Here is a 13,300-nt window from a genome sequence, read left to right on the forward strand (position 1 = left end):
CAACGATTCATTCGCCGATATAACAGTCGCGATGTACGCCAGCATTTAAGATAAATATTGCCGCCCTTGCCCATGCTGGGCGTCAGTATAAGTACCAGTGTCAGTGATTTGACACACAACCGATGCAATATATTGCGAAAAGGGTCCGCCGTGGAATTTTCAACGTCAGTATACGATAGCACACACCATAGCAGTTTTTATCCGAGAGAGTCACAGGCTCACGGTCTTTCTGTGAGTGAACTGACTGTATTCATCAATCGACTACTTTCTACACTTGAGCTTGAAGAGTTGGGTACACTCTATTTCCAACAGCTCAACGCTCTTTTGCCAGTGGCAGGTTTGAGCTTGACTGATTTTGATCCCCGCTGGGTGTACGGCAATGCAAAAATTTCGTCAACCCTGATTGATTTGCCTCTGCAAGGCTGTGCATCGAGAGGTGGAGAACAAGCGCACGCTTACTATTACATTAGCTCACCTCTTTCGCTGTCGCAACGTGAGATACTGTTTCAACTTCATGATTTATTTGGTAAACAAGTAAAACATGCCGTATCGCATTCACGCATGAAGAGTATGGCAACAAAAGATGGCTTAACTGAGCTAGGTAATCGTATTGCCTTTGAACAAGCTATGATCCGTCAGCGTAGCTGGGCACAGCGCCGAGATGAACCATTTTCATTGTTGGTCTTAGACTTAGATAACTTTAAGCAGGTGAATGACACGTTTGGGCACAGCGAGGGAGACCGCGTGTTGACACACGTGGCTTCGCGTTTAGTGAACGTGCTGCGCAATGAAGATGAGCCCTTTAGGTATGGTGGCGATGAGTTTTGCTGCATTTTAGACTGTCAAACCGAGCAGCAGCTTTCATGCGCTGCTGAGCGAATAAGGGCCAGTATCAGTGGTTCCGATTACTTGGTGAATTTAGGCATTTCATGCAGCCTAGGCGGAGCACTCTATCGTGTAGGTGATACAACGCACAGCATGTTCGACCGAGCTGATAGTGCGCTTTACAAAGTAAAAAGTTCAGGGAAAGATGATTACCAAGCCGCATAACCTGTATTGCCTGCTTACCTAATTAGAATTTTTTAAGGACATGGCCTAGTTACGATTCTGAGCCAGTTGCGAATCTGTTCTTTTTATAACTAAAACGCGGCAAACCCTTGCCGCTAATCCTTTAAACAACACTCGATACGTACATTTACCTTCACGCTGCTGTCCTCACGTCTTAAATAAAGGCACTCCCTATTGGCAATGACTGCTACCGGAGTATCGCCAATAAAAATTACCGGTACGCCCTGTCGCTCCCAACGCGGCACTCGCCATACCTTAAACCAGTTTTTTAACTCCTTTGACACCCCAGCTTGCTCAGGTTTAACCTTAAGCCCTCGCATATCAGTTTTAAGACAAATTGCCTCTTCACTGTTTTCAAGAGACACGGTGACGCTCATACTCAACCACGCCAGGTAAGTCGTCTCGTGATTATTGAGTGCTAGCGTTGCCGGAATATCTTCTGTTGGCTTTATCACCCAGTAAATATCGCCATTAGAGCGCGCAACTTTACCCCACTTAAACGACATTTCCGGTGTAGCGTCTTGTTTAGCACCTAGCATGGAAAGCAGTTCATCTAACTGTGCTTTTGACGGCGCTAGTTGACCTTGCTGGGTAAACCACAATCGAATCACTGCTTTTTGCCAAGGTATCGATAGTGTTGACAGAGCATCGCCATTAATACAAACAGGTGATAGCTGGCAGTCGTTTAAAAATTGATTGGCAGTATCATTGATTAAATGAGACTGCTCTGCACATAGCAGCGCACTGCGACTTACCGTTTTGGCTAACTCAGGCCAGCGCGCAACTAAGTCAGGAATAATATCATTGCGCAAAAAGTTTCTATCGAAACTGGTTTCAAAATTCGACTCATCTTCAACCCAGCTCAATGCCTCACACTGAGCAAAACTGACGATATCTGTCTTTTTAAGATTTAACATAGGTCGCAAAACCAAGGTATCGCCTCGCCACTGAGACTCAGCCATACCGGCAAGTCCTTGCGGCCCTGCTCCGCGTTTTAACTGCAGCAGTACTGTCTCTAGCTGGTCTTCTGCATGCTGCCCAAGAAGCAGTACGCCTCCTATTTGCTCGCAAGCACTTAGTAGAGCGTGATAACGCGCCTTTCTTGCCTCAGCTTCAATACTTTTACGTGAACTTGTATCAACGACAACCCGCTGCTGGTGATAGACAACATCATTTATTCTGCATTGTAAGTCGCAATGCTTTGACCACGCGTCGGCATTATCGCTTAGCCCATGATGAATATGCACTGCATGTAGCTCGCAGTGATATTGGTCGCGATATAATAAGGCTAATTGTAAGAGTACTGATGAGTCCACTCCGCCGCTAAAAGCAACCACAAGGGGGGAATGTAAAGGAAGATTAGCCTTAGTGAGACCAGCAGCAATTGAGTCAATTACCTGCTGGCCAATTTCAGTTGATATGGGGGGCACACACTGTCCGTTTGTTAATTAGCAGTAGCCAAACGACATGAGTCGCTGATAACGCTCTTCAAGAAGTTTGTCTTTGTCTAGCTCTTTAAGTTGACTCAACTGCTGCTTCAGTACCGCTTTTAAATTGGCAGCCATGCTATTGTGGTCTCGATGAGCACCGCCCAAAGGCTCCTCAACAATATTATTAATCAGCCCAAGCTCTTTAATTTGCGGGGCGCTAACACCCATTGCTTCTGCCGCTAGTGGCGCTTTCTCTGCGCTTTTCCACAAAATAGAAGCACACCCTTCAGGTGAAATAACAGAGTAGGTGGAATATTGAAGCATATTCACTCTATCGCCCACGCCAATGGCTAATGCACCACCAGAGCCGCCTTCACCAATAACGGTACAGATGATAGGCACAGTGAGCTCTGCCATTTCAAAAAGATTCTTCGCAATAGCTTCGCTTTGTCCACGCTCTTCAGCGCCTACGCCAGGGTACGCACCTGGGGTATCGATAAAGGTGATGATAGGTAAATTAAAACGCTCCGCCATTTTCATTAAACGTAGCGCTTTGCGGTACCCTTCTGGCTTAGGCATACCAAAATTGCGTCTGACTTTTTCGTTGGTGTCTCGACCTTTCTGGTGTCCAATTACCATTATTGGCTGACCGTCTAGCATTGCCGGGCCGCCAATAATCGCTTTGTCATCCGCAAACGCTCTATCCCCTGCTAATTCATCGAATTCACTAAAAATACGAGGAATATAGTCCAATGTGTATGGACGCATCGGGTGGCGGGCTATTTGAGAAACCTGCCATGCGCCGAGATCTGAAAAGATTTTCTTCGTTAAGTCGGCGCTTTTGCCTCGTAACTTGTTAATCTCTTCTTCAATACCAACATCGAACTCACCGCCTTGATTAACCAGTCTTAGCTCTTCTATTTTTGCTTCTAATTCGGCTATGGGTTGCTCAAAGTCCAAAAACTGTATGCTCATTTTATGTCCTATTCTATCTACGCTCGTCAATACAAACGCGAGATGTCCAATCTATCGAACTCTACCTATTAATGGTAGAGAATTGAAACGGCTTTTTCTCCCAAACACTGTTTGAGATCGTGCAAAAGTTGGTCCTCTGGGGTTACATACCACTTAACACCGCACGCTAACGTTGCTTCGGCGTCGGGATGCGTAACCTCTATTTGAACAGGACAACTACCGCCATTAAATGCCTGCAGAATAGATTGCATCTGACTCATTTTCTTCGTTTCAAGCGACTGGGTATCAACTTTCAACGCCAGCGCTTTCGCATTTTTCTCTCGTGCTTGAACAATGTCCATTACATCACGGGCGGTGATTGTATTGCCCCCAGAGAAATCATCAAAGCTGACCTGTCCCTTTATGAGCAATATTTTATCGGTTTCTAGCACACTTTCGAACTGTTCGTACGTATCGGGGAAAAAACGAACATCCATTCTGGCACTCTTATCATCCAGTGTCACTATTGCCCAACGACGTCCTCGTTTGTTCGTCATAACCCTTACGCCAAGTACAAGACCAACAGCACTCGACATGTGATCTTTGTTCGTTGGTTTTAAGTCCACAAGACGGCCATCGGTGTAATAGCGAAGTTCATCGGCATATTGATTGATGGGGTGGCCGGTTAAATATAAACCTAAGGTGTCTTTTTCACCTTCTAGCCAGACTTTTTCAGGCCATTCGGGAACGTCGGCAAAGGCCTGCTCTACTTCATCGGGTTCAGTAGTCAATAAGCCAAACATATCGGACTGTCCAAATGACTCGGCTTTCGCGTGCTGACCTGCAGCAGCGAGTGCCTCTGGCAACGTGGCCATTAGTGTAGCTCGGTGTGGACCTAAATTATCCATGGCGCCAGATAATACCAACTTCTCTAGCACCCGCTTATTGACTCGCTTAGTGTCGATTTTTGCGCAAAACTCGAAAAGATCTTTAAATTCACCGTGAGTATCTCGGGCTTCAATTATGGCCTCAATTGGGCCCTCACCAACCCCTTTAATAGAGCCAATGCCATAGACAATGCGTCCTTTACTATCAACGGTGAATTTATATTTACCGGCGTTTAAGTCTGGGGGCAAAATTTCGATGCCCATGCGCTCGCATTCGTCTACTAGGGTAACAATTTTATCGGTGTTATCCATATCCGCAGACATTACCGCGGCCATAAATTCGGCAGGATAATGTACTTTTAGCCACAGCGTTTGGTACGACACCAATGCATACGCCGCAGAGTGTGATTTGTTAAAACCATAGCCTGCAAACTTTTCCACCAAGTCGAAGATTTTCATGGCCAAATCAGGGTCAATGTTATTGCCCTTGGCCCCTTCGGCAAACGCGCCGCGCTGCTTAGCCATCTCCTCTGGCTTTTTCTTACCCATTGCACGACGCAGTAAATCGGCACCACCCAGTGAGTACCCCGCCATCTCTTGGGCAATCTGCATAACCTGTTCTTGGTACAATATAATACCGTAGGTAGGTTCTAGAATAACTTCTAAGCATTCGTGCTGATAATCTTTATCCGGATAGGAAATCGCCTCCCTGCCGTGCTTACGGTCGATAAAGTTATCTACCATGCCCGACTGCAGTGGACCTGGGCGAAATAACGCCACCAATGCAATGATATCTTCGAAGCTGTCGGGTCTAAGGCGCTTGATGAGCTCTTTCATGCCCCGAGATTCGAGCTGGAAAACCGCCGTAGTTTCAGCATTTTGAAGCGTGCGAAAGCTTTTAGCATCGGCAAGAGGAATAGCAGAAATATCGATATCGATATTTTTGCCTTCTTTGACCATATCAATAGCCCACTGAATGATGGTCAGCGTTCTCAGTCCCAAGAAGTCAAACTTAACTAGCCCTGCAGTTTCAACATCATTTTTGTCAAACTGGGTGACCGGGTTGTTCCCCTCGTCATCGCAGTACAGTGGTGAAAAGTCGGTAATAGTGGTGGGCGCAATTACAACACCACCGGCGTGCTTTCCTGCGTTACGGGTAACACCTTCCAAAATACGCGCCATATCAATGAGGTCTTTTACCTCTTCGTCTTGCTCGTATACTTGAGAAAGCTGGGGTTCCGCTTTGAATGCTTTTTCCAGGGTCATACCCGGGTCTGGCGGGATAAGCTTTGAAATTCTATCTACGAAGCCGTATGGATGTCCTAGTACCCTTCCCACGTCACGCACAACGGCCTTTGCTGCCATCGTACCGAAGGTGATAATTTGCGATACCGCTTGGCGACCGTACAGCTCGGCAACGTGATCGATAACCTCATCCCGTCTATCCATGCAGAAGTCCACGTCAAAATCGGGCATGGATACACGTTCAGGGTTCAAAAAACGCTCGAAAAGCAAATCGAATTCAAGGGGGTCGAGGTCGGTAATTTTTAACGCATAAGCCACTAATGAACCTGCACCTGAACCACGCCCAGGTCCAACGGGTATACCGTTATCCTTACTCCATTGGATGAATTCCATCACGATAAGGAAGTAACCGGGGAATCCCATTTGGTTGATAACCTCGAGTTCTATTCGAAGTCGGTCATCGTATTCTGGGCGTTTTTCCTTGCGTTCATTTTCATCTGGAAATAAAAACTCAAGCCTGTCTTCAAGGCCTTCCTCAGATACTTTAACCAAGAAATCTTCGGTGGTCATGCCACCGGTGGGAAACTGAGGTAAGAAGTACTCATTTAACCGAACGGTAACGTTGCATCGCTTCGCTATTTCAACGGTGTTTTCTATAGCTTCTGGAATATCGCTGAACAAGTCCACCATTTCTTCGGCAGTTCGCAGGTACTGCTGCTCGCTATAGCGCTTTGGACGACGGGTGTCGTCTAAGGTATACCCATCGTGAATACACACGCGAATTTCGTGAGCATCGAAGCCTTCTCTGTCAATAAAGCAAACTTCGTTGGTCGCCACTACGGGCAAATCTTGCTGATGAGCAAATTCTACTGCACGGTGAAGGTAGTCTTCTTCTCCCACCCGCCCAGTGCGAACAAGCTCTAAATAAAAGCGGTCTTGAAAATAGGTTTTATAGAACTCTATTGAAGCATCGAGAATTTTCGTATTATTTTTGGTTAGCCCCACACCAACATCGCCGTGCAAACCACCAGAAAGCACGATAAGCCCTTCACTGTGCTCAGCAAGCCAAGACTGGTCGATAACCGCGCGATGAGCAAGGTGACCTCTTAAATAGGCTTTAGATATAAGCACAGTCATGTTCTTATATCCCACATTGTTCATCGCTAACAACGTTAGTCTGAATGGTTCGTCGCCAAATACCTCATTCGTTACCCAAAAATCAGTACCAACGATGGGTTTGATACCCTTCGAATGCGCTTCAGAATAGAACTTCACTAGGCCGCACATATTCATTTGGTCGGTGATAGCAACTGCTGGCATTTCAAGCTCAGCCACTTTGCTCAAAATGGGCTTAACCTTGTTAAGCCCATCCATCATTGAATAATCACTGTGGACCCGTAAATGAATAAATGGCGAAGACATGATGTTATTTCTCTTTTTTAATTTTGCGAGGCACCTTGCACTAGCAGCTTTGTTAATTATTGTGCGTTAGCAGCTTTTTTAACTACTGTGCGCTAGCAGCTATTTGGGTATCGTTTGTTAGCAGCGCCTTTACCGGCTTAAAGCTTTTGCGATAGCAATCTAACACACCAAACTCGGCCAGTGCCGCAAAGTGTGCTTTAGTAGGATAACCTTTGTGACCGGCAAAGTTGTATTGAGGAAACGCCTCGTGCAGAGCCAACATATCATTGTCACGCTCTACTTTTGCAATAATCGACGCCGCAGATATTTCTTGATGTAGGCTATCACCTTTCACAACCGCTTCAGATGAGTAATTCCATGCAGGCAACCGATTGCCATCTACACGCACAAAATCAGGTGTAACGGGAAGCCCCTGTACAGCTCGCACCATCGCTAACATGGTAGCGTGCAGTATATTTAACTTGTCGATTTCAGCTGGATTAGCACGACCTATATTCCAATACAGTGCTTTCTCTCGAATTTCTTGAGCTAATACAATGCGTTTTTTTTCGCTAAGCTTTTTTGAATCGTTTAGCCCTTCGATAGGGTTTGACGGGTCTAAGATAACGGCAGCGGTTACCACATCACCAACGAGAGGTCCGCGACCTACTTCATCCACACCGGCTATTAATTTATCCAAGTAACTCCTCCACTACCGCTTTTGCAGCTGTTTTATCAGCATCACATTTTAGCGTATGGTGGAGTTCGGTGAAACGGGAAATAAGTGCAGAATTGTCACTTTCAAAGAAACCTAATAATTGATTGCTCATATTCTCAGCGTTTACGTCCTCTTGAAGTAATTCTGGAACAATTGCATCGTTCGCAAGTAAATTAGGTAAGGCAAAATACGGTGCTTTATACATGCGCTGCATAATTTTGTAGGTAAGCGGCGCCAGTTTATACGCCACCACCATAGGACGCTTGCACAGCATGGCCTCTAATGTTGCTGTACCAGAGGCCAAGAGTATGACGTCGCTGGCAATCATGGCGTCACGGGCAGTACCTGTCGTGACGTGGATAGGAAGTCGCGTTTGCGCACTGTCAGATTGCGCTAAAAAACCTTCAATTTGTACTAAACGGTGTTCGTTGGCAGCAGGGATGACAAACTGGATATCGGGGCGCTTTTTGTGGATAGCTTCTATCGTGTCTAAAAAAACAGGAAGCAAAGTATCTACCTCGCCTCGCCGTGAGCCAGGCAACACCGCCAATACCGGCGTATCACTTTCAATGCCCAAGGTAGTTCTTGCTAAAGGCTGATCCGGCACCAAAGCGATGGTGTCCGCCATAGTGTGACCCACAAACGTATAGGGCACTTGGTATTTATCATATACTTTTTGCTCAAAAGGAAACAAACCCAATACACGGCTCGCTGCATTCGCAATTTTGTGAATACGTTTCTCTCGCCATGCCCACACGGTGGGACTGACATAGTGAAGGGTTTTTATACCGCGCTGTTTAAGCGTTTTCTCCACACGCAAATTAAAATCTGGTGCGTCTATGCCAATAAATATGTCTGGGGGGTTCTGCTCAAAGTGGGCGAGCAGCTGCTTTTTCACTTTGAGGATGGCAGGAAGATGGGACAATACTTCGACAAGACCCATTACCGACAGCGTTTCCATGTCAAATAATGTATTAAAACCTTGGGCCTGCATATTAGGCCCACCAATACCCTCTATCACTGCATCGGGGTATTGGCGCTTTAGCTCAGCAACCACGCCAGCGGCGAGGACATCACCGGAAGGCTCTCCGGCAACCATGCCAATTCGTAATGGCGTTTTCATAACTATCGGATTATGCCTCGCTCAGCATGGCGAAGAAACTCTACCATGCGCGCCACACCATCGTGATCGTTAGCGGGTGTTTCTAACGCGTCGATGGCCTCTTCAATGGTATTGCCAGCACGATAAATAACTTTGTATGCGCGCTTTATCGCAAGCACTTCGTCCTTTTCAAAACCTCTGCGCTTAAGGCCTTCTGAATTAATGCCTTGAGGAATATTTTTGTGACCGCTCACCATAACAAACGGCGGAACGTCTCTCAAAATTATGCCGCCAGCACCTAAAAAGGCATGAGCCCCAATTTTGCAGAACTGATGAATACCCACTGCGCCACCAACAATAACAAAATCATCGATATGAACATGGCCTGCAATGGCACAGTTATTAGCAACAATGATGTCATCGCCGAGCACACAGTCGTGGGCTATATGGGCATTAACCATAAACAAGCCGCGAGAGCCAATAATAGTTACGCCTTCGTCTTGCACGGTACCGCGGTGAACGGTAACCCCTTCACGAAACTCGTTGTCGTCACCAATAATGAGTTCGGTGGGCTCACCTGCATACTTCTTATCTTGGCAGTCTTCGCCAATAGACGAAAACTGAAAAAACTTGTTATTTTTGCCTATTCGCGTGGTACCGCGAACAACTACATGTGACTTCAAGATGCAACCATCGCCAATAGTTACATTATCGTCGACCACACAAAATGGACCAATAGTGACATTTTCACCAATGGTAGCGCTCTCTGAAATTACCGCAGTAGGATGGATCACGTTATGCTATCTCTCTCATCGCACACATAAATTCTGCACTGCACACTAAATCGCCGTCGACGGTTGCAGTACCTTTAAACTTCCAGATCCCTCTTCTTTCTTTCACTAACGCCACGTCAAAGTCTAACTTATCACCAGGCACTACCGGGCGCTTGAAGCGGGCGTTATCAATTCCTGCATACAAGTATAAACTGTCATTTTTGCCCATGGTTTTAAAACCAAGTACACCTGCCGCCTGGGCCATCGCTTCAAGAATAAGCACGCCTGGAAAAATTGGCTGGCCTGGAAAATGACCGGTAAAACACGGTTCGTTAATCGTTATATTTTTATACGCTTTGATTGACTCACCAAGAACGTAGTCGGTGACGCGATCGACTAACAGAAAAGGATAACGATGTGGCAATAGTGCCATTATTTCCTGTATTTCGATGGTATTAAGTGAATTGGTCAAGAACTTTCTCCTGTAATCAAGCATGACCTAGCAACTGATTTATGGTCAAACTCGCCGTAAAACTAAATTCGGCGGCAACCATACGCTGTTAAACGCAAAAAACAAATCAGACCAACACCTTTCGGTTGTTGGCCTGATAAATTGTTGCACACTACCAGCCTTGGCAATGTTTTTAGTTAGCTTTGCTAACCTGTTCTAATACTTGCTCAGACAGGTCGTGGTCTTCTTTAGCAAAGGCTACCGCACCAGCGTTAAGTACAAGGTCATAACCTTGTTTCGCCGCTACTGAATCGATAGCTTGCTTGATAAGGCCTAGTAACTTGTTGCGTTCTTCGTTACTGCGACGTTGAATTTCCTGTTGAAGTGGCTGACCTTTTTGAGACAACGCTTCACGTACAGATAAGATCTTTTGTTCTAGTTCTTTTTTCTCTGAGTCGCTCATTGTTGCTGCATCGCGCTGAAGACGTTCTGCGTAGAACTGACCGTCACGTTGAAGCTGATTAACTTCTTCAATTTGGTCTTTAAACTCTAATTGGATTGCGTTTTGCAACTCTGCAGCCTGAGGCATAGCTTGGAAAATACCTTGCACGTCTACCACGGCCATCTTCTGCTCTGCCATTACTGACGTACTGACGAGTGCACTACTTAACATTGCACCTGCAACGATATGTTTAACCAACTGTTTCAAAGGGAACTCCTTTTTGTATCATCTTATTTGGGACACACGAAGTGCGAGCCCGCTTTTATCATTAAAAACGTATCTAAAAAGTCTGACCAATGTTGAAGGTAAAGAATCTTGCGTCATCACCTTCACGCTCTCGTATCATTCTAGAGAAACTAAATACCATTGGTCCCATGGGTGACACCCATTGCACAGATACACCTGCCGAACTACGATACAGAGTCCAGTCAGAATAGTCCAATAACTCACCCTGTTGCTGTGGACTTACATCTAGCTGACTGAATCGTTCGAAATCGAATTCAGTATCCCACACGTTACCCACATCCACAAACAAACTTGTTCTTACCGAGTTGTCCATTTCAGCTTCAACAAAAGGGGTTGGCACAATAAGTTCTATACCACCGAGTGCCATTGCGTTCCCACCTAAACTTTGTCTAGACCACGAAATGACAGCGTCAGCAGGATCCGTTGGGAACGTTTCGCCGTCTGGCCCTATTATATTACCAGGTGACGATATCAATAAACCTCTTGGACCAACTGTGTTGTTTTCAAACCCACGTAGTGAGTCTGCACCACCCGCGGTGAAGTTTTCTGTAAACGGAAGAATTTGATCATTGCCGTTAATGTCGCCATAGCCATTTCCGTATCCTAAACGAACGCGAGCTAGGAAAGACCAACGTTGATTACGCGATAGTGGAAAATACCACTTACCATCAATAACAGTTTTGAAATACGTTACATCAGAGTTCGGCGTCGTTGCACTAAACGAGGCGCGCTGCGATGAACCCGCCGTTGGGAACAAGCCACGGTTTAAGGTAACTCTGCTCCAACTTACGCTCGCTAGGTAGCTGTCATATTTAACCGCTGCATCTGGATCGTTCCCATCTGGGAACTGACTATAGAAGCGTTCTGTCTGTTCAAAAAAACCACGGTTAAATAATTCAACGTTGCTATAGGTTAGACCGAAGTTAATACGGTTTACTTCGTTTATCGGGTAACCAATATTGGCGCCAATAGACCAGCGCTTCGAGTTGTACTGGATAACGTTAAATTCTGAACCATCAAATTCACTGTACCCGATACTTCCACCTAAACTGATACCATCTATGGTGAAATATGGGTCGTTGTAGGTTATTTGCGCTGATTTCTGAAACGCAACAGTATTTAGGTTGAGCCCAACTCGTTTACCGGTACCTAGGAAATTATCTTGCTGTATACCCGCTTGCAAACTCAGCCGAGTTCTGTCGCCGTAACCGATACCCGCGTTAAATGAGCCAGAGGGCTGCTCTTTGACGTTGAAGTTTACGTCTACTTTATCTTCTGAGCCAGGAATTCGTACTGTCTCAAACTCTACATTTTCCATGTAAGTAAGACGAGAAAGCTGGCTTTTTGACACCTCAAGCTGGCTATTTGACAACCACGTGCCTTCCATCTGACTTACATTTTGGCGAAGAACGTCATCGGCGGTAACCACGTTTCCGTTAAATTTGATACGGTTAACGTAGATGCGCTTACCCGGGTCGACAGACAGTGTCAGTTTTACCGTTTTATCTTCATCATTGATATCAGGCACGGTGGTTACCGTTGGATAGGCATATCCAAACCGGCCAAGATACTTGCTGATGAATTCTTCTGTGTAGGTCACCTCAGCTTGGTTATAAAGCTCACCAGGTGTTAGCGGCAGTACACGTTCGATATATTCTTCGTGTCCGAGAACATCACCCACAAGCTCTACTTCTGAAATGGTGTATTGCTCACCTTCAGACACATTCATGGCTACATAGATACCGCTTTTCTCTGGTGTCATGGACACCTGCGTTGAATCTACATTGAAGCGCAGGTAACCACGGTCGAGATAGTGATTGCGCAACGATTCCATATCGCCTTGTAGAGTTTGCTGCTGATAACGAGTTTCAGATAAGAAATCCCACCAAGGGGTGTCGTATTGAAGTTCAAACGACTCCATCAACTCTTCATCTGAAAAAAGCTCGTTTCCAACAATGTTAATTTGTTCTATTTCCGCTGCGTCCCCTTCTTCGAAAAGAAGTTTTAAGTCCACACGATTACGCGGTAGAGGCGTAATAATGGCGGTAACGTCAGCGTTATATTTACCGATACTGTAGAAGAAATCCTTAAGACCATTCTCAATAGAGGTTAATACGGTTTTGTCTAGGGGTTCACCAATCCTTACGCCATTTCCATCTAAACTTTCTTGCAGCTGCTCATCTTTAATGTCGTCATTATCTTCAAAAATGATATTACTAATGGTTGGACGTTCAGACACGCGCACAACGAGTGTGTTGCCATCCCTCAATATCTCAACGTTTTCAAAGTGAGTTGAAGAATATAACGAACGGATAAGCTGAGTTACACGGAATGTATTTAGCTCATCACCTACTTGCACAGGCAAGTAAGTTAACGCCGCACCAAGTGCTACACGTTGTAAACCTTCAACACGAATGTCTTGTACTACGAATTCACTGTCTTGCGCCGCAGCATTGGCAAAGCTAGCACTGGAAAGAATAACTCCGGCTGCTACTAACTGTTTTAACTTCATCTATTTTTCTT

At 45.6% G+C, this 13,300-nt stretch carries 10 protein-coding genes; 1 reads left to right on the forward strand and 9 read right to left on the reverse strand.

The features are described from left to right. The first annotated feature begins 150 nt into the window (after window positions 1-150). Window positions 151-1,050 carry a GGDEF domain-containing protein gene (locus V7R39_RS01445; RefSeq protein WP_334027455.1) on the forward strand — a complete coding sequence of 300 codons (900 nt, stop codon included), beginning with the start codon at window positions 151-153 and terminating at the stop codon, window positions 1,048-1,050. A 113-nt stretch (window positions 1,051-1,163) separates the two neighbouring features. On the opposite strand, the gene tilS is transcribed toward V7R39_RS01445, so the two are convergent. The 9 genes from tilS to bamA form a co-directional block, all read right to left on the reverse strand. Further along, window positions 1,164-2,498, reverse strand: coding sequence for a tRNA lysidine(34) synthetase TilS (tilS, locus tag V7R39_RS01450; RefSeq protein ID WP_334027457.1), 1,335 nt, complete (start codon window positions 2,496-2,498; stop codon window positions 1,164-1,166). 18 nt (window positions 2,499-2,516) lie between these two features. Beyond that, a complete protein-coding gene (gene accA, locus V7R39_RS01455) occupies window positions 2,517-3,473 on the reverse strand; it encodes an acetyl-CoA carboxylase carboxyl transferase subunit alpha (protein WP_334027459.1) in 957 nt (318 codons plus the stop codon). 68 nt (window positions 3,474-3,541) lie between these two features. Continuing rightward, a complete protein-coding gene (gene dnaE / locus V7R39_RS01460) occupies window positions 3,542-7,006 on the reverse strand; it encodes a DNA polymerase III subunit alpha (protein WP_334027460.1) in 3,465 nt (1,154 codons plus the stop codon). Between the two features lie 82 nt (window positions 7,007-7,088). Next, window positions 7,089-7,685, reverse strand: coding sequence for a ribonuclease HII (gene rnhB, locus V7R39_RS01465; RefSeq protein WP_334027462.1), 597 nt, complete (start codon window positions 7,683-7,685; stop codon window positions 7,089-7,091). Further along, the gene (lpxB, locus tag V7R39_RS01470) at window positions 7,678-8,826 is read right to left on the reverse strand and encodes a lipid-A-disaccharide synthase (protein ID WP_334027464.1); all 1,149 of its coding nucleotides are present in this window, start codon (window positions 8,824-8,826) and stop codon (window positions 7,678-7,680) included. Before lpxB ends, rnhB begins: the two co-directional genes overlap by 8 nt. A gap of 2 nt (window positions 8,827-8,828) precedes the next feature. Further along, entirely contained in the window at window positions 8,829-9,599 is a 771-nt protein-coding gene (lpxA, locus tag V7R39_RS01475) for an acyl-ACP--UDP-N-acetylglucosamine O-acyltransferase (protein ID WP_334027466.1), read from the reverse strand. Between the two features lies 1 nt (window position 9,600). Then, entirely contained in the window at window positions 9,601-10,050 is a 450-nt protein-coding gene (fabZ, locus tag V7R39_RS01480; RefSeq protein ID WP_163105216.1) for a 3-hydroxyacyl-ACP dehydratase FabZ, read from the reverse strand. 172 nt (window positions 10,051-10,222) lie between these two features. Beyond that, complete coding sequence (locus tag V7R39_RS01485) at window positions 10,223-10,738, reverse strand: OmpH family outer membrane protein (protein WP_334027468.1); 516 nt, start codon at window positions 10,736-10,738, stop codon at window positions 10,223-10,225. Between the two features lie 73 nt (window positions 10,739-10,811). Beyond that, window positions 10,812-13,289 (reverse strand): outer membrane protein assembly factor BamA, encoded by a 2,478-nt coding sequence (gene bamA, locus V7R39_RS01490; protein ID WP_334027471.1) that lies wholly within the window; start codon window positions 13,287-13,289, stop codon window positions 10,812-10,814. Window positions 13,290-13,300: the final 11 nt, after the last annotated feature.

Source organism: Alteromonas sp. P256 (assembly GCF_036864455.1).
Lineage (GTDB): Bacteria > Pseudomonadota > Gammaproteobacteria > Enterobacterales > Alteromonadaceae > Alteromonas.